The organism is Pseudomonas sp. TH34 (assembly GCF_016650865.1).
GTDB classification, from domain to species: domain Bacteria; phylum Pseudomonadota; class Gammaproteobacteria; order Pseudomonadales; family Pseudomonadaceae; genus Aquipseudomonas; species Aquipseudomonas yamanorum.
The window spans coordinates 32,403-49,806 of the sequence record NZ_JAEKFB010000020.1; the positions used below are offsets into that span (position 1 = coordinate 32,403).

Annotated in this window: 11 protein-coding genes and 1 pseudogene; 8 read left to right on the top strand and 4 right to left on the bottom strand. The window is 61.5% G+C overall.

Annotation, left to right across the window (positions count from 1 at the left end; translation table 11 throughout):
• Positions 1-90 precede the first annotated feature (90 nt).
• From JFU58_RS13560 to JFU58_RS13575, 4 genes are all read left to right on the top strand, one after another.
• Positions 91-681, top strand: a complete 591-nt coding sequence (locus JFU58_RS13560) for an NAD(P)H-dependent oxidoreductase (protein ID WP_063033256.1) — start codon at positions 91-93, stop codon at positions 679-681.
• A gap of 41 nt (positions 682-722) precedes the next feature.
• Positions 723-1,619 (top strand): LysR family transcriptional regulator, encoded by an 897-nt coding sequence (locus tag JFU58_RS13565; protein WP_177071946.1) that lies wholly within the window; start codon positions 723-725, stop codon positions 1,617-1,619.
• Between the two features lie 104 nt (positions 1,620-1,723).
• Positions 1,724-2,617 (top strand): NAD-dependent epimerase/dehydratase family protein, encoded by an 894-nt coding sequence (locus JFU58_RS13570; protein ID WP_201140912.1) that lies wholly within the window; start codon positions 1,724-1,726, stop codon positions 2,615-2,617.
• A 207-nt stretch (positions 2,618-2,824) separates the two neighbouring features.
• Positions 2,825-4,270, top strand: coding sequence for a SulP family inorganic anion transporter (locus JFU58_RS13575; protein ID WP_063033253.1), 1,446 nt, complete (start codon positions 2,825-2,827; stop codon positions 4,268-4,270).
• A gap of 129 nt (positions 4,271-4,399) precedes the next feature.
• On the opposite strand, the gene JFU58_RS13580 is transcribed toward JFU58_RS13575, so the two are convergent.
• Positions 4,400-4,792, bottom strand: coding sequence for a lysozyme inhibitor LprI family protein (locus JFU58_RS13580; RefSeq protein ID WP_093202081.1), 393 nt, complete (start codon positions 4,790-4,792; stop codon positions 4,400-4,402).
• 193 nt (positions 4,793-4,985) lie between these two features.
• On the opposite strand from JFU58_RS13580, the gene JFU58_RS13585 reads away from it, so the two are divergent.
• From JFU58_RS13585 to JFU58_RS13600, 4 genes are read left to right on the top strand one after another with little or no spacing between them, the layout of a single operon-like run.
• Complete coding sequence (locus JFU58_RS13585) at positions 4,986-6,389, top strand: GntT/GntP/DsdX family permease (protein ID WP_017478510.1); 1,404 nt, start codon at positions 4,986-4,988, stop codon at positions 6,387-6,389.
• Between the two features lie 15 nt (positions 6,390-6,404).
• Positions 6,405-7,265 (top strand): MurR/RpiR family transcriptional regulator, encoded by an 861-nt coding sequence (locus JFU58_RS13590; protein WP_167665292.1) that lies wholly within the window; start codon positions 6,405-6,407, stop codon positions 7,263-7,265.
• A 1-nt stretch (position 7,266) separates the two neighbouring features.
• A complete protein-coding gene (locus JFU58_RS13595) occupies positions 7,267-8,730 on the top strand; it encodes an N-acyl-D-amino-acid deacylase family protein (RefSeq protein ID WP_201140914.1) in 1,464 nt (487 codons plus the stop codon).
• Positions 8,731-8,759: 29 nt separating this feature from the next.
• Positions 8,760-9,128, top strand: coding sequence for a glyoxalase superfamily protein (locus JFU58_RS13600; RefSeq protein ID WP_201140916.1), 369 nt, complete (start codon positions 8,760-8,762; stop codon positions 9,126-9,128).
• Positions 9,129-9,510: 382 nt separating this feature from the next.
• Here JFU58_RS13600 and JFU58_RS32605 read toward each other — a convergent pair whose 3' ends face one another.
• From JFU58_RS32605 to JFU58_RS13610, 3 genes and pseudogenes are all read right to left on the bottom strand, one after another.
• On the bottom strand, positions 9,511-10,374 hold the full coding sequence (locus JFU58_RS32605; RefSeq protein WP_371857023.1) for a methyl-accepting chemotaxis protein: 864 nt from the start codon (positions 10,372-10,374) through the stop codon (positions 9,511-9,513).
• Positions 10,366-11,463, bottom strand: a pseudogene (locus JFU58_RS32610) (methyl-accepting chemotaxis protein); the annotation flags it as partial. The pseudogene JFU58_RS32610 and the gene JFU58_RS32605, both read right to left, overlap by 9 nt.
• A 151-nt stretch (positions 11,464-11,614) precedes the next feature.
• Positions 11,615-17,359, bottom strand: coding sequence for a membrane-targeted effector domain-containing toxin (locus JFU58_RS13610; RefSeq protein WP_201140920.1), 5,745 nt, complete (start codon positions 17,357-17,359; stop codon positions 11,615-11,617).
• Between the last annotated feature and the right edge of the window lie 45 nt (positions 17,360-17,404).

Here is a 17,404-nt window from a genome sequence, read left to right on the forward strand (position 1 = left end):
ATCAAATGTATTTTGCCTTTCCGACGCTTATTCCAAAGCATCGGCCCCGTTACCCTGCCTTCAGACATTTTTAATCTTTAGGCACACCCCATGAAGAAAGTTCTCTTGCTCAACGGCGGTAAAAAATTTGCCCACTCTGACGGCCGCTACAACAGCACCCTGCATGAAGCGGCGCTGGCGGTGCTCGACCGTGGTGGCATCGATGTCAAGGAAACCCACATCGACGCCGGCTACGACGTGGCCGAAGAAGTCGCCAAATTCCTCTGGGCCGACGTGATCATCTACCAGATGCCCGGCTGGTGGATGGGCGCCCCGTGGATCGTCAAGAAATACATCGATGAAGTCTTCACCGAAGGCCACGGCAGCCTCTACGCCAGCGACGGCCGCACCCGCTCCGATGCATCGCAGAAATACGGCAGCGGCGGCCTGATCCAGGGCAAGCAATACATGCTGTCCCTGACCTGGAACGCACCGCAACAAGCCTTTGACGACCCTACCGACTTCTTCGAAGCCAAGGGCGTGGACGCGGTGTATTTCCCGTTCCACAAAGCCAACGAATTCCTCGGCATGACCGGCCTGCCGACCTTCCTGTGCGTGGACGTGATGAAGCGCCCGGCCATCGAAGCCGACGTGGCGCGGTATGAGCAGCATCTGGCACAGGTGTTTAACCTGAGTCTGTAATGCAGCTAGTATCCGTGCAGCCGCTATAAAGAGGATTCACGTTGAAAGCCCGATCCGATGAGCTACAGATCTTTGTCTGCGTGATTGAATGCGGGTCGATTTCCGCCGCAGCCGAGCAGGTCGGGCAGACGCCGTCAGCGGTCAGCCGCACTTTGTCGCGCCTGGAAGCCAAGCTCGACACCACCCTGATCAACCGCACCACCCGGCGCATGGACCTGACCGAAGAGGGCAAGTATTTCTTCGAGCGGGCCAAGGTGATCCTCGAGCAAATGGACGACCTGGAAGAGCGCCTATCGTCGCGCCAGCAAACCCCCTCGGGGCGCCTGCGGATCAACGCGGCGTCGCCGTTCATGCTGCATGCGATTGTGCCGTACATCGCCGAGTTTCGTGGCCTGTACCCGGACATCCAGCTGGAGCTGAACAGCAACGACCTGATCATCGACCTGCTGGAGCAAAGCACCGACATCGCCATCCGCATCGGTGCCCTGGCCGACTCGACCCTTCACGCCCGCTCACTGGGTTGCAGCCCGCTGCATATCCTCGCCAGCCCGGCTTACCTGAAACAGCACGGTACGCCCGCCACCGTTGCCGAACTGGCCGAACACACTTTGCTCGGTTTCACCCAGACCGAAACCCTGAACCATTGGCCACTGCGCCATGTGCACGGGGATCGCTGGCAGATCCAGCCGGGCGTTGCCGCCTCCAGCGGCGAAACCTTGCGCCAGCTGGCACTGGAAGGGCAGGGCATCACATGTCTATCGGACTTCATGACCGCCCAGGACATCAAGACCGGACGCCTGATACCGGTGCTGGCCGAGTTCAACAGCGGCTATCGCCAGCCGATCAACGCCGTGTACTACCGCAACTCGCAATTGGCCTTGCGCATCCAGTGTTTCCTGGACTTTATCCAGGGCAAGCTGGCCAGTTACGCCAGCTGATTCGTGACCCCTGCGCAAGATTGAATTGGGCAATACGGACTTATTCCGCATGGATAGGTCCGCAATACTGACGCCATCAATTACTCACGCAGGGAGACACCTCCATGAACGTATTCATTACCGGCGCTGCCGGTTTTATCGGCGGCTCCATCGCCACTGGCCTGGTCAAGGCCGGCCATAACGTCACCGGCCTGGTGCGCAGCGCCGAACAAGCCGAAGAAATGACTGCACTGGGCATCACGCCGGTGATCGGCACGCTGGATGACAGTGCGCTGTTGACCGAGCAAGCGAAGAGAGCAGACGCCGTCATCAACGCCGCCAGCAGCGACCATCGCGGTGCCGTGGAAACGTTGCTGGCCGCACTGCGCGGCTCCAACAAAACCTTCCTGCACACCAGCGGTTCGAGCATCGTCGGCGATGCGTCGGGCGGTAAGTCCAGCGATGTCATCTACTACGAAGACAACTTGCCGGAGCCGACTGTCGACAAGGCCGCTCGCGTGGCCATCGACAACCTGATTCTCGCTGCCGCCCAAGACGGCGTGAACTCGGCGGTGATCTGCAACACCCTGATCTACGGTCACAGCCTGGGGGTTAAGCGCGACAGCGTTCAGTTGCCGCGCTTGCTCAAACAGGCGCGCAAAAGCGGTGTAGTGCGGCATGTGGGCACCGGGCAGAACATCTGGTCCAACGTGCACATTGAAGACGTGGTCGCGCTGTACCTGCTGGCGCTGGAGAAGAATGTGCCGGGCACCTTCTACTTTGTGGAGAGTGGTGAGGCGGCATTTGTCGACATGACCACCGCGATTGCTGAAGCGCTGAAGCTGGGTAAACCGCAGGATTGGCTATTGGCGGATGCCGAGGCCGAGTGGGGTTATGAAATGGCCAACTATGGCCTGGGCTCCAATAGCCGTGTGCGCGGCAAGCATGCGCGGGAATTGCTGGGGTGGGCGCCGAAGCGGACTTCTGTAGTCGAGTGGATTCGCAACGAGATGGTTTGATATTCGCTTGAAACCGAGTTGAGCCCTTCGCGAGCAAGCCCGCTCCCACATTCGACCGCATTCCAAAGTTGGAACTCGGTTAAGTGTGGGAGCGGGCTTGCTCGCGAAAGGGGCGACTCGGTCTAACTGTCTTACCCAACACTAGCCCCACCCCGCCCAATTCCGTACCATCCCCCGCCTTATCCCTCGCAACTCCCCGGTACTTCAATGAACCTCACCCGTCTGCGCGCCGATGCCCTGGCCGGACTCACCACGTCTTTCGCCTTGCTGCCCGAATGCATCGCCTTTGCCCTGGTGGCTCACCTCAACCCGCTGATGGGCCTCTATGGCGCGTTCATCATCTGCACCCTCACCGCGCTGTTCGGGGGCCGGCCCGGCATGGTCTCCGGTGCCGCCGGTTCGATGGCTGTGGTGATCGTTGCACTGGTGGTGCAGCACGGCGTGCAGTACCTGCTGGCCACGGTGTTGCTGGGCGGCTTGATCATGGTCGCTTTCGGCCTGTTGCGCCTGGGCAAGCTGGTGCGCATGGTGCCGCACCCGGTGATGCTCGGGTTCGTCAACGGACTGGCGATCATCATTGCCCTGGCGCAGTTGGAGCATTTCAAGAGCGGTGACACCTGGCTCAGCGGCACGCCGTTGTACGTGATGACCGGGCTGGTCGCTGCCACCATGGCTATCGTCTACCTGCTGCCGCGCCTGACCCGTGCGGTGCCACCGGCCCTGGTGGCGATCCTCGGTGTGGGCCTGGCGGTGTACCTGCTCGGCCTGCCGACCCGCACCCTGGGCGACATGGCCCACATTGCCGGTGGCCTGCCGACCTTCGCGTTGCCACAGATTCCCTGGACCCTTGAAACCCTGCACATCATCGCGCCCTACGCGATCCTGATGGCCATGGTCGGGCTGCTGGAAACCCTGCTGACCCTCAACCTCACCGACGAAATCACCGAAACCCGTGGTTACCCCGACCGCGAAAGCGTGGCCCTGGGCGCGGCCAATATGGTCTCTGGCCTGTTCGGCGGCATGGGCGGCTGTGCGATGATCGGGCAAACCGTGATCAACCTCAGTTCCGGCGGGCGTGGGCGCTTCTCCGGGGTGTTTGCCGGGGTGATGATCCTGTTGTTCATTCTGTTTCTGTCACCGCTGATCGAGCGCATTCCGCTGGCGGCGCTGGTAGGGGTGATGTTCGTGGTGTCCCAGCAGACGTTTGCCTGGGCGTCCCTGCGGGTGATCAACAAGGTGCCACTCAACGACGTGCTGGTGATCATGGCGGTGACGGTGATTACCGTGTTCACCGACCTGGCGACGGCGGTGCTGTGCGGGATTGTGATTGCGGCGCTGAACTTTGCCTGGCTGCAAGCGCGTGAGCTGTACGCGGATGAGCATATGGAAGCGGATGGCAGCAAGCTCTATCGGGTGCACGGCACGCTGTTTTTTGCCTCGACCACGCCGTTCCTGAACCGGTTCGATCCGGCCAACGACCCGGCCCAGGTAACGCTGGATTGCCGTCACTTGAGCTTCGTCGACTATTCAGCGATTGCCGCCTTGATGACCCTGCGCGAGCGCTACACCAAGGCCGGCAAGCATTTGCGAGTGCTGCACCTGTCCGAGCGCTGCCGCAAACTGCTCAAGCGTGCGCGGGTGCAGCACGACTGACCGTTGTTGAAGTGCGATGATCGTTCCCATGCTCTGCGTGGGAACGCCGCTTTGGACGCTCCGCGTCCGCTCTTAAAGTCGTGACGCGGAGCGTCACAGGATGCATTCCCACGCGGAGCGTGGGAATGATCATGGGCCGACCAGGTTTTCCAGTTCCTGGGCGCGGGTCTGGGTCATGTCCAGCACGCAGCCGGAGCCGTTGACCTGATCAATGGTGCCGCCGGTCGCCGAGCCGATGAAGCCGCAGTTGGCATCGCGAAACTTGAGCCACTGGCGCTGTACGTCTTGCAGCTGCTGCTTGCGGTTGCCTTCCATCGCCGTCATGGCGGCTTTGTAGGCGGTGTTCAGGCGTGCGTCCTGCACCTTGGTTTCCTTGGCGTTGCAATCGACCATGTCGGCGGTGGTGTTGGCGCCGTCCATGCATTTTTTCAGCGCCGCGTTCTCATCGGCCGAAGCCGTGCCGCCCAAGGCCAGCAGCAGCGCGCCGGCGGCGAAAGGAACAAGCAGGTGTTTACGATTCATTCTGGGTTTTCCTGGTCATGAGTCGGTGTGCAATCTAAGACTAGGCCTGCGCAGTTGAGTTTCCAGCCCCGCCAATCTTCATGTAAGAACGCCCCCCGAATTTTCATCCGCTGACCCAGGGCATATCCCTGTGCGACAGGGCTTGTCTGTGGGCGAAAATTACTTTCATAAAAATTGAAAATCTACCTTGGTAATGATTTATGACTTTCACAACCTATTCGACGTGACCCTTTCCGAGGAGTACCGCATGGCCGCATCACCGGGGTATTGGCTGTTGATCTACGCCGCCATCGCCATCATTGCATTGATCGTATTGATCGCGCGTTACCGGCTCAACCCGTTTATCGTCATCACCCTGGTGTCTATCGGCCTGGCGCTGTTGGCCGGGATGCCGGCGGATACGATCATGGGCTCCTACGAGGCGGGTGTCGGCAAGACGCTGGGGCATATTGCGCTGGTGGTCGCGCTGGGCACCATGCTCGGCAAGATGATGGCCGAGTCCGGCGGCGCCGAGCAGGTGGCGCGCACGCTGATCAACCGGTTTGGCGAGCGGAATGCGCACTGGGCAATGGTGTGCATTGCGTTCCTGGTGGGGCTTCCGCTGTTTTTCGAGGTCGGTTTTGTGTTGCTGGTGCCGATCGCGTTTACGGTGGCGCGGCGGGTAGGCGTATCGATCCTGATGGTCGGACTGCCGATGGTGGCCGGCTTGTCGGTGGTGCATGCGCTGGTGCCGCCGCATCCGGCAGCGATGATGGCGGTGTTGGCCTATAACGCGTCTGTCGGGCAAACGGTGTTGTACGCGATTTTGATCGGTATTCCGACCGCGATCATTGCCGGTCCGCTGTACGCCAAGTTCATCGTGCCGCACATTCACCTGCCAGCGGAAAACCCGCTGGAACGCCAGTTCATCGACCGCGAACCGCGTACCCGTTTGCCGAGTTTCGCCCTGACCATGGGCACCATCCTGTTGCCGGTGGTGCTGATGATGATCGGCGGTTGGGCTAACCTGATTTCCACACCGGGCACCGCGTTCAACCAGTTCCTGTTGTTTATCGGCAACTCGGTCATCGCGCTGCTGGTGGCGACCCTGGTGAGTTTCTGGACGCTGGGCCTGGCCCAGGGTTTCAACCGCGAATCGATCCTCAAGTTCACCAACGAATGCCTGGCACCGACCGCCAGTATCACGTTGCTGGTGGGGGCGGGCGGCGGTCTGAACCGGATTCTGGTAGACGCTGGCGTCACCAATGAAATCCTCGGCCTGGCCCATGCCTTCAACCTGTCGCCCTTGGTAATGGGTTGGCTGTTCGCCGCGTTGATGCGTATCGCCACGGGCTCGGCCACGGTAGCCATGACCACTGCCTCGGGCGTAGTAGCGCCGGTTGCCATGGGCCTGGGTTATCCCCACCCGGAATTGCTGGTGTTGGCCACCGGTGCGGGTTCGGTGATCTTTTCCCACGTGAACGACGGCGGCTTCTGGCTGATCAAGGAATACTTCAATATGACGGTGATCCAGACCTTCAAGACCTGGACCGTGCTGGAGACCCTGATTTCGGTGGTCGCCTTCGGTCTGACTTATGGTTTGTCCTGCATCTTGTAACCCGGAGCCCAACCGATGGACATCCTCTACCAGATCCGCGCCCGCCAGGATTCCTTCAGCGCCGGCGAAGGGCGTATCGCCAAGCTGATGCTCGATGATGTCGGCTTTGCAGCGTCCGCCAGCCTGGAAGCGTTGTCCCAACGGGCCGAGGTCAGCACCGCCACCTTGTCGCGTTTTGCCCGCAGCGTCGGCTGCCGCGACCTGCGTGACCTGCGCCTGCAACTGGCCCAGGCCAGCGGTGTCGGCAGCCGCTTTCTCGACCCGGCGGGCCTGCCTGAGCAGTCGGCCTTTCACCGGCAGATTCTCAGCGATATCGAATCGACGTTGCGCCGGCATTTGTCCGGTTTCAACCAGCGCAGTTTTGTCGACGCCGTGAGCCTGCTGGGCAAAGCGCGGATGATCCACGCGTTCGGCATGGGCGGGCCATCAAGCCTGTGCAGCGATGAGTTGCAAGTGCGCCTGGTGCGCCTGGGCTACTCGATTGCCGCCTGCCACGACCCGGTGATGATGCGCGTGACCGCCGCCACCTTGGGCCCGGAGCATGCGCTGATCGTCTGCTCGCTGACCGGTATCACCCCGGAAGTGTTGGGAGTGGTGGCGCTGGCGCGTAACTACGGCGCAAAAATCATCGCGATCACCTTGCCGGATTCTCCGCTGGCGCAGTTGGCCGATGTGCTGCTGCCGCTGCAACCGGCGGAAACCAGTTTTATCTACAAGCCAACGGCGGCGCGCTACGGAATGCTGTTGGCCATCGACGTGCTCGCTACCGAGCTGGCCTTGGCCATGCCCGACGACAATCAGGAACGCCTGCGACGGATCAAGCTGGCCCTGGACGATTATCGCGGCGGCCCCGACAGCCTGCCGCTTGGAGATTGAAATGAAGTACCACACGTTGATCCGCCAGGCGCTGATCATTGATGGCAGCAACACCCCCGGCTATGTGGCCGATGTGGCAGTGCACGAGGGGCGTATCGAGAAGATCGGCGACCTGTCCCGGGACAGCGCCGAGCATGAAATCGACGCTACCGGGCGCGTATTGGCGCCGGGGTTTATCGACGTGCACACCCACGATGACACGGTAGTGATCCGTCACCCGCAGATGCTGCCCAAGCTCAGCCAGGGCGTGACCACGGTGATCGTCGGCAACTGCGGCATCAGTGCTTCGCCGGTGAGCCTGCGGGCCGATCCGCCGGACCCGATGAACCTGTTGGGCAAGCGCGACGCCTTCGCCTATCCGCGTTTTGCCGATTACCGCGCGGCGGTGGAAAGTGCCCACCCGGCAGTCAACGTGGCGGCGCTGATCGGTCACACGGCACTGCGCAGCAACCATATGGACGATCTGCACCGTACTGCCACGCCCGGTGAAATTGCCGCCATGCGCGTGCAGTTGCAGGAGAGTCTGGCGCACGGTGCCCTTGGGTTATCCACCGGGCTTGCGTACGCCAGCGCCTTCAACGCCGAGACTGATGAAGTGCTGCAGTTGAGCGAAGAACTGACGGCTTATGGCGCGGTGTACACCACCCATTTGCGCAGCGAATTCGAACCGGTGCTGGAAGCCATGGACGAGGCGTTTATGATCGGCCGTCATGCCAAGGCGCCGGTGATCATTTCCCACCTCAAATGCGCGGGCGCTGGTAACTGGGGACGCAGCCCGCAGTTGTTGGCTTCTCTGGAACACGCGGCGAAGACTCACCCGGTGGGCTGCGATTGCTATCCCTATGCGGCCAGTTCCTCGACCCTGGATCTGAAGCAGGTTACCGATGCGTTTCGCATCACCATCACCTGGTCCACGCCGCACCCTGAAATGGGCGGGCGGGATTTGCAGGACATCGCCGCCGAGTGGGCGGTGCCGCTGATGGACGCCGCCCGTCGCCTGCAACCCGCCGGGGCGGTGTATTACGGGATGGATGAGACCGACGTGCAGCGCATCCTGGCGCATCCACTGTCGATGATTGGTTCGGATGGTTTGCCGGAAGATCCGTTTCCTCATCCGCGTTTGTGGGGCGCGTTTCCCCGGGTACTGGGGCACTTCAGCCGGGACCTTGGCTTGTTCCCGCTGCACACCGCCGTGCACAAGATGACTGGCTTGTCGGCAGCGCGCTTTGGCTTGGCTGAACGCGGTGAAATCCGTGAAGGGCATTGGGCCGACCTGGTCCTGTTCGATCCGTTGCGGGTGCGGGATGTGGCGGACTTCAAGGAGCCGCAGCGCGCGGCGGAAGGGATTGACGGTGTGTGGGTCAATGGCGTGCTGAGCTACAGCGACGGGCAGGCCAATGGGCAGCGGTCCGGACGATTCCTGGCGCGCAGCGGGGATTTGCGAAAGGGGTTTGCGGCCGTATAGTGGCCGCTCTCAAACACGGAGCAATCGCCATGCACTTAGGAAAAGTCACTCCCATTTTGCGCAGTTTTGACGAGGCCAAAACGTTGGAGTTCTACGTCGATTTCCTGGGGTTCAAGGTCGATTGGCAGCACCGGTTTGAAGACAACTTTCCGCTGTACTTGCAGGTGTCGCTTGGGGAATGTGTGCTGCACCTGTCCGAGCACCATGGCGATTGCACGCCGGGTGCAGCGGTGCGGATTCAGGCTCAAGGGCTGGAAGCGTACCAGCAACAGTTGCTGGCCAAGCATTACCGCAACGTCAAGCCGGGGATTGAAGACACGCCATGGGGCAGCCGCGAAATGAGCATCAGCGACCCGTCGGGAAACCGGTTGGTGTTTGTTGAAGAAGTCAGCGGCTGAGGCTGCGCGCATAAATCGCAGGCAATAAAAAACCGCCTTAGTAGGGCGGTTTTTTTGCAAACCCAGTTTAGTGGCTGGGGTTGCGCCTCACCGGAAGCATTGACCTGCTGACCGGATACTACTGTCGGTTCAGGCATCACGCAAGGCGAAGCATTGACCTGCGTCCGAAGGCTCACGTGTTCCGGTAAGTGCGCTGGAGGTAGGCCCAACTGATGGAGGGCCGAGTATGTCCAAGTTTGCACGACGTACGTGGGACCTCGTAGTGAACTCCCTGCGTGTTTATCACGTGTGGAAATTCCTGCGGGATAGCTTCGATGACCGTTAAGGTCTGAGAAGTGGGCCGCCCTGGTTTCGACCGGGGCGGCTTTTTTATGCCTGGGATTTACACCCGGAAATGGCTGACCATCTGCTGCAACTGCCCGCCCAAGCGCGCCAGTTCCACACTCGACTTGGCCGTCTCGTCACTGGCCGCTGCGGTCTGCTCCGACACGTCCCGCACATTCACGATGCTGCGGCTGATCTCTTCCGCCACGGCACTTTGCTGCTCGGCGGCTGCGGCGATCTGCTGGTTCATCGACTGGATATTCGACACCGTACGGGTGATGTTTTCCAGTGATACACCGGCCTTGCGCGTCAGTTCGACGCTGCTGTCGGTGAGGCTGCGGCTGTTGTTCATCACGGCAGCCACTTGCTGGGTGCCGTTCTGCAAACCGGCCACCAGGCCTTCGATTTCTTCGGTGGATTTCTGGGTACGCTGGGCCAGGCCGCGGACTTCGTCGGCGACCACCGCAAAACCCCGACCGGCTTCACCGGCACGGGCGGCTTCGATGGCGGCGTTGAGCGCCAGCAGGTTGGTCTGCTCGGCCACGGCCTTGATCACGTCCATCACGCTGCCGATCTTGTTGCTCTCTTGTTGCAGGTGCGTCATGGCGTCGGTGGAGCGCGCCACTTCGGCTGCCAAACGCTCGATCTGGGCGATGGCTTCGGCCACCACCTTGTCACCGGCACGGGCTTCACCGTCGGCGGCCGAGGCAGCCTGAGACGCTTGTTCGGCGTTGCGTGCGACTTCCTGCACTGTGGCGGTCATTTCGTGCATGGCGGTGGCCACTTGATCGGTCTCGATCTTCTGGCTGTTAACCCCGGCGCTGGTCTGTTCGGTCACGGCCGACAGCTCTTCGGCGGCAGCGGCGATCTGGGTCACGCCGTCGCGGATGCCGCTGATCAGTTCACGCAGGGTGGTGCCCATGCGCTGGATGCCTTGTTGCAATACGCCGAGTTCGTCGCGGCGCGTCACCTGGATGTTGTGGCTAAGGTCGCCGGAAGCGATGCGCTCTACCACGGCGAGGGTCTCGCGCAATGGGCGGGTGATCTGGCGAGTGATGATCACGGCTGCCACGATGCCCACCAGCAACGCCAGCAGCGTGCTGATCAGTTGCAGGCTGCGGGCCTGGGCGCTTTCCGCGTCACGACGTTGCAGCTGAATGTCGTACAGCTTGTCGCTGATGGTGACGATGTCGGTACCCTGGGTGGTCATTTCTGCCCGGGCCGAGACGATGTTGGCGTTGGCCGCCTTGTAGTTCTGCACCGCGCTGCGATAAGCACCGAGGGCGGTTTCCAGGGCAGTCAGTGCGGACTGTTGGTTGGCGCCAAACGCGACATGCAGGCCTTTCAAACCATCGATGGCTTTCTCGATCTGCGCGGCGGCACGGGCTTCAGTCTCGGCGTTGACGTTGCCGGTGTAGCCGCGCACTTCGTAGCGGGCCAACTGGAACTGTTCCTTGGCGGTGGTCACGGCCTCGAACTGGGCAAAGCGCTCGGCGCTATCGGGCATCTGGCGCACGCTGGAATCCAGGGCGTCGATCTGTGTGTTGGCGATGTCAGCCTTGTCGCCCATGACCTGGCGCGCGGCGTTACCGTTGCGGTAGGCCTCGCGCATTTTGTTCAAGGACTGCTGGTAAGCGGTGATGATCGCTTTTTGATCGTTGAGCAGCTTGAGGTTGTCCGGGCTCTTGAAGCTGTCCAGCAGCTTCTGTTGCTGGGCCACAAAACTGTCGAGGTTGGTCTGCACATTTTGCGCCACGGCTTCGTCGCCGTTGGCCAACATGTATTGCAGGCGCACGATTCGCAACTTGGTCAGCGAAGCGTTGAGCTGGGTGATGTCGCTCATCCAGTTGCTGCGGTCGATCAGGCCGCCCAGGCTGGTCCAGCCGGTGAGCGCGAGGATCGAGGTGAGGACCAGTACCAGGCCGAAGCCCAGGCCCAGTTTCATATTGACGCTGATGTTGCCGAACCAACTATTCATCGCATTCCTCCAGGAACAGATTTGCGGGTACATCCGGTTGCTGGAAGTAGCGACCAGCCGATGGGTAGTCAGGAGGTATCGGCAGCCCTGGCGAGAGCTGAAACGGTTTTTTCGTGAGGGGAAGATTTATGGACCGTGAGCGACGAGCGGTCGCACCGCCCTCATGCAGAGGGCGGTGCGAGGGTCAATGGACTTGGCGCATTCTTTTGCTGGTGGTGATGATGTCGATCAACGCTTCCCTGCTGCTGAAACGGCGGTCATCCAGGTTCCAGCGATTGACGAAGTGACCCCTGGCATCCTGCTGCAACGAGGTGTGGACCAGTACACCATCGCGGTTTTTATGGACCATCTCCAACCCGTCGTCCAAGGTGCGCTGAAGCAGGTAATCGCCTTTGCGCCTCAGGCGTTGTTCGAGGCTGAGGGATGGCGCGGGCACGACCGGTGGCGGCAATGGCGCACCGGCGACTTCGACGTTTTTCTTGAAGTCGTAGCGCACCAATGGCCATTGCTGCTCGCGCGGTAGCGCCTGGACGCTGGCGGGCTCACGCACAAAGCCGCTGGCCGAGCCGGGAGGCACATCGTCCAACAGCAAACTGATGCCGTTGTTGAGCTCGGCAATGCCCGGCACGCCGCGATGGGTATTGGCGTGCGTTTCGCCCACCAGCGCGACCCACTTGTGTGGCCCCTGTTGAAGCTGATCGGCGCGGATCACCTGGGTCGCAAAGTAGTTGAACATTGATGTCCTGGAGGCGGTCATGCCGTCCACCCGCAAGCTGGCGACACAATCGAGTGCGCGGATCCGCACGTTATGCTTCATCGCCACCTGCACCAGGCTGACAAAACTGTAGGGGCTGTCGGCCGGTACGCCGTGGCCTTTGTCCAATGCGTTGAGGTAACTCCACAGCTCATCGGGCATAAAGCCCAGGCTGTGGACGATATCCAGGTCGGCCTGATGCAGCTCGGTGGTGAGTTGCTCCATGTACAGGGTTTTTACTTCGCGCCGGCCCTTCAGGTATTCCATGTGCCGGCTGAGGAAGCCTTTGCTCGACGTACCGGCGTGGGATTCGCCGACTACCAGGCCATCGGCGGTGTCCAGCAGTTGATCGATAAACTTCACCTCATCCACGGCCGGGTCGACCGCAAGCAGTGCTCCCCGCGCAGGCGGCGTGTGTTCGGTAAAAAATGCCTGGGCCTGGGTCTGAAGTTTTTTGCGGGTCTGGTCGAACGTGGTTTGTGCCGCGCGACGGCTACTGGCGGTCTCCCTGTAGGCGGTGGCGAAGAGCGCTTCACGCGTGCCTATCGGCAGGGTGATTTCATCGCTGATCAGGTTCAGGTGTTCATGCGGCAGGTCAAAGGTGCTGAAGTGATGCGGCGCTTCCGCAGGCAGGGGGCGCGTTGGCCGTAGCGAGTGTGAGCGCTCCACCGAGGGGCCCGGACGCGGTGCCGGTTGGCTTGCCGTGTACAACGACAGCTTCAGGTCGCCCTTGGCCAGGGCATCGCCGGGAATGCCGCCGGCCACATCGGCGATGACTCGGGTGGGTTGGTCGAAGGCGTCGTCGACCCGCAGGGCAATGCTCTTTTGCAGGTCGGCCAGGCCCGGCGTGCCGCGATAGGTACTCATGCGTTTTTGATCAACCAACGCTATCCAGCGCTCGCCGGGTTTTTTCGCCTGGTCGTCATTGATGAGGGTGTGGGAGTAAAAGTTGGTCAGCCGGTTGGAGCGAATCGGTGCCGGGCGTGAATCAAGCAGGCACAGGGTGTTTTCCAGATCGTAGGAGCTTGAGGCGTTCAACGGCCGAACCTCTATCCCGTGCTGTTGTGCGGTTTTTACCAGCATCCAGTGGCCGTGCAACCCTTCGGGGTCGCGGTAATTTTCCTTGTCGAGGGATTTGAGCTGGCCCTCGGCCCGTTTGGAGAAACCACTGGAAAACCGTGAGTGGGTTTTCAGGTGATGAATGTCGCGCCACAGCGGCTCGATATAGAGAACCGTCACGTTCAGTTCGCGCAGGTACTGCATGTTTTCGATCAGCACCTGTTTAGCCACGGTGGAAAACGGAGCCTCGCCCACCACCAGGTTGTGCGCGTCATCGATCAGCAGCTTGAGCAAGTCACGCACGGCAATGTCTGGCGCTGGGTTCAGGGTTTCGGCCCGGGGAACCACGGCGGGCAACCGTGCAAAAAATGCGTCGGCGTCATCCGTCAGTGCCCTGACGTTGTCCAGGTGTTGCCTGAGTGCCGGGTCGAGTTGCCGGCGCGAGATCCAGATGGTGTGAGTATTGAGATCTCGATCCAGATAGGCGATCTGCTGGAAAAGCGCCGACCTGTCCTCGGGCGCGATGATGGCCGCTACGTCCCTGCGATATTTTTTCGACAACTCATAGGGCTGCCCGAGCCTTTCAGGGTCTGGCATGCCACCGATGACACCGGAGCGCTGCCACTGGCCGTCCACCGTCTGGTTCACCAGCTTGCCGGTGGAGCGCAATTGCCCGCTGGTGTTGTCGTAGCGAAACAGCAGGAATCGCCCCAGGCTGTCCGGGGTGTGGGAGGCCCACAGGCTGCCGCCGGCAAACAGCACGGGCTGCATGCCCTGAGGCAATGGGGGTTGCGGTTGCAGTTGTTTGATCAAGGTCATGGCCTGCTGATCCTTGGCCACCCGCGCAACATGGCGCAACGGCGGACGGGCGAGCTTGACGGGGGCGAACAGCAGGGGCCGCAGGTCGGTCAACAACGCCCCGCCGGCATTGAGCAGCGCGCCCAGATAGTGTCCCAGCGCGGCGGCGGTGTCGTTGCGGCTGTAGGCATGCAGGGCGAGCATCGAGTCCTTGAACACCAACAAGCCGCCCAAGGCCAGGCTCAGTGTCGGGAAGGGCGCGGTCAGCACGGCAATGGTGATTTCGCCGATCACGCTGACCAGCTCCATGATCATCTGCAAGCGCCCGGTGGTGGTGCTTTTGACTTCGTCGATACGGTGACGCAGCTTTTTGTCGTAGGTGTGGTAATGCAGGTTCTTGAGCGGCAGTGCGGTGCGAGGCACTTCGTCGAACACCGGCTTGGAATACACCCCCTTGAGCTGTGCCGGCAGGCCGGCCACCAATGCATGCAACCTCGGCTCGAACGCCGCACGCTCAACGCTGGCGACCCGGCTGATGTAGTAGGTGTCCATGCCTTCAAGGTTTTTCAGGCGTTCGTTGAATTCCCGTTGCGGCCTGAAGGCGATGCCATCCGGTGCGTGCGGGGTGTAGAGCAGGGGCAGGTCGTCGGCGTGGTGGAACAGGTAGCAGCCATCGATCACTTGCCCGCTGATTTGCAGGGGATAGAGCCGATACCGATTGCGCACGGCATCGCTGTTATCGGCCAGGCTGTCGATGTTTTTTTCCAGCCAGGCCAGGTCGCTGGTTGCCAGGCAGCCTTGCAGGCAGCACTCAAGCGCGGCGACGTGCATGTGCAGTTGGGTAACCTCCAGGGCCATGTTGCGGCGCCATGGATAGTGGGGGGCTTGCGGGTCCAGCAGGGTTTTCTCGACCTCGGCGACATAGCGATCACCGATCCAGGTGCCTCTGACCGAATCGCTCACCGTTTGCGCGGTGAGTCGATTCAGGTCGACGCCGGGCGGTCCCTTGAACTGCGCGGTGGTGCTGGCGTCGGGGTTGATAAAGCCCAGGCTGGCGTCGTAGCCGTTGCGGTACAGCGTGGTGTAGCTGACGCGTTCGCGCGGGGTGATCACGCCCACGAGGTTTGGGTCTACCGCCAGGATCGGGTTGCCGAGCAGTTGGTTAAGGGCGGTTTTTGCCGCCTTGTGCAAGTAACTGTCGAAGTCGGGAAACTGTTGCGGGCTTCCCGGGCTTGCGGCGTAGGCCTGTGCAGCGCCCTGTGCCTGTTCCTTGAGGTCGGCGAGTTTCTGTCGGTCGGCTGCCGATGCCTGGCTCAGCCACTTGGGCATCTGATGCAGGTATTCATCGGCCTGCATGGCCAGCGTCGTGGTGCTCATTTCCACCAGGCAGGCTTCATAGGTGGACGGCGCGCCGAAACTGATCATCAAATACTCAAGGCTGGCCGGGGCAAAACCCAAGGCGGAAAGCATCGCGCTGTATTTGGGCCGGATCCGGCTGACCAGTTGTTCAAGCAGGTAGTCTTTCATGCTGCGCGAACCGGGGACGGACGCTACCTCCTGGCTCCAGCCGAGGATGTGCGCCTGCAATTCCCGCTCGCTGCCAAAGGCCTGGAACTGTTCGGCGCGCGGCGCGTGAGGCGTGCACAGCAGCAAGCGTTTGACCGCACCCATTGCATCGGTCTGGCGCAGCACCCACAGGTCTTTGAGCGGAGCCTTGTGCAGGAACAGGCAGCAGGCGGTGAGTGTGGGCGATGGCCCTTCACTCAGGGTCTGGATCAGTGCGTAGTCATCTGCACTGATATGGTTTTGCAACGACGCACTGTAGGCCAGCGCGTGCAGGCGGCTGTCGAGCATCTGCTGCATGGCTTCCTGTACGGCGGGCAAACTGTGGGCACGTTTTTGTTCTTCGGCGAAGGTCAGGCTTGGTTGAACCTTGGCCAGCAGCTCGGCGAGGTAGGCCGGGGTGACGTCCTGGAACTCGGGCGGCAATGGCTGCTGGGCGTAGGTCAGTTGGGTGTGCTCGAGAAACTCGGAACCGGCTTGTTCATCGCCACGGTGCAAGCCACGTACCGCCAGTTGCACCAGGTTGTTGTGCTGGTTGTACGAGTTGCCTGACTTAAGGGTGCGCTCGGTGCCGATCTGCAGTTGCTCGGGGATCAGGCCCTGGATATCCAGGTCGTCATCCAGGTGCTCAAGCAATTGCAGGCGTGCCATGGCCTCGGGCGAGGCCGCCGGGCCGAGCAGCGCCAGCACTTGCAGGCTGAGATGTTCGTAAGTGCGCAGGTGTTCGGCGAGGGTTTTGCGCTGAGCTTCATTGGCGCTGCGGTACCAGTCGGGGGCTGATTCGTGGAGCAGTTTTTCCAGTAATTGTTGCGCGCGCAGTTCCAGGCGCGAGGCCAGGTCCCAAGGCGAGCAGCGCAGCGCCTGGTCCAGTTCGAGGGTCATTCTGGCGACGTCTGCCGGCGCTGGGTGGCCGTCCAGGCCAAGGGCAAACGCGATGTCCTGATGTTGTTTGTCCTGCAGGGCGTTGTAGGTGTGTTCGTTCAGCGGGAGGCTGTCGATAGGCTCTGGCACCAGCGGCCAGATACTCGCCGCGCGCAAGTGCTGGTAACGGCGCGGCAAGTGTTGCAGCAGTTCCTGGCGCCAGGCCGCCTGCTTCATACGCTCTTGCAGCGTGCGATCCAGGTGTTTGAGCGAGGTGAAAGCCTCCAGTCCTCTGGACGGGGTGAACAGCAATACATCGCCGTCCTCGATCTCCAGGTGGGTGGCCGGTGTTTGGCTGCGCGTGAGGACGAACACCCCGGCGAACTCGATGGTCTGCTGACGGTAGCGAAACGTCAGGCGATGGATGCCCGGGCGCAGCTCGGGGCCGCTGACGATATTCGTCACCAGCAACTGGTCGGCAGGGCTGAGCAGGCGATCCTTGACCTTCAGCCTGGCCTCGGCCTCCAGCATCGGCTGATGGCTGTCGAGTATCCAGTTCTTGCGTAAATGGCCGTTGGGCCGCCGTTCGATTTCCAGGGCGGCCAACTTCTTGTGCAATGCCTGGCTGATGCGCGTGCGGTTCAATCGGCCGGGTTCGCCCTGGATCACCCAATTGCCGGGGACGGTGTAATGCACTTGTACGTTCTGCAGGCTCCAGCGGCTCTCTTCTGCCAGGGCTGCGTGCAGCGCCTGCATCTCCAGCAACTCGGCAGAGGACTGCGCAGCGGGCGCCTGGCCATTGGGGAAAACCTGCAAGCGATGACCGATTTGCAGCAGGTAGTTGTTCAGTTGTTCGGGGGTGAGTGGTGATGTGTTCGGGGGCAGGGCGGGCATGGCCGGTCCTCAGGGTGGATTGATCCCTGAGGGTGCGCAGTCTTG

What these genes read in the sequence shown, in the direction of transcription:
- JFU58_RS13585 (WP_017478510.1), top strand. Translation starts at nt 4,986, where the DNA reads ATGATTTATGACTTTCACAACCTATTCGACGTGACCCTTTCCGAGGAG.
- JFU58_RS13595 (WP_201140914.1), top strand. Translation starts at nt 7,267, where the DNA reads ATGAAGTACCACACGTTGATCCGCCAGGCGCTGATCATTGATGGCAGC.
- JFU58_RS13590 (WP_167665292.1), top strand. Translation starts at nt 6,405, where the DNA reads ATGGACATCCTCTACCAGATCCGCGCCCGCCAGGATTCCTTCAGCGCC.
- JFU58_RS13560 (WP_063033256.1), top strand. Translation starts at nt 91, where the DNA reads ATGAAGAAAGTTCTCTTGCTCAACGGCGGTAAAAAATTTGCCCACTCT.
- JFU58_RS13570 (WP_201140912.1), top strand. Translation starts at nt 1,724, where the DNA reads ATGAACGTATTCATTACCGGCGCTGCCGGTTTTATCGGCGGCTCCATC.
- JFU58_RS32605 (WP_371857023.1), bottom strand. Translation starts at nt 10,374, where the DNA reads ATGGGCACCACCCTGCGTGAACTGATCAGCGGCATCCGCGACGGCGTG.
- JFU58_RS13600 (WP_201140916.1), top strand. Translation starts at nt 8,760, where the DNA reads ATGCACTTAGGAAAAGTCACTCCCATTTTGCGCAGTTTTGACGAGGCC.
- JFU58_RS13610 (WP_201140920.1), bottom strand. Translation starts at nt 17,359, where the DNA reads ATGCCCGCCCTGCCCCCGAACACATCACCACTCACCCCCGAACAACTG.
- JFU58_RS13580 (WP_093202081.1), bottom strand. Translation starts at nt 4,792, where the DNA reads ATGAATCGTAAACACCTGCTTGTTCCTTTCGCCGCCGGCGCGCTGCTG.
- JFU58_RS13575 (WP_063033253.1), top strand. Translation starts at nt 2,825, where the DNA reads ATGAACCTCACCCGTCTGCGCGCCGATGCCCTGGCCGGACTCACCACG.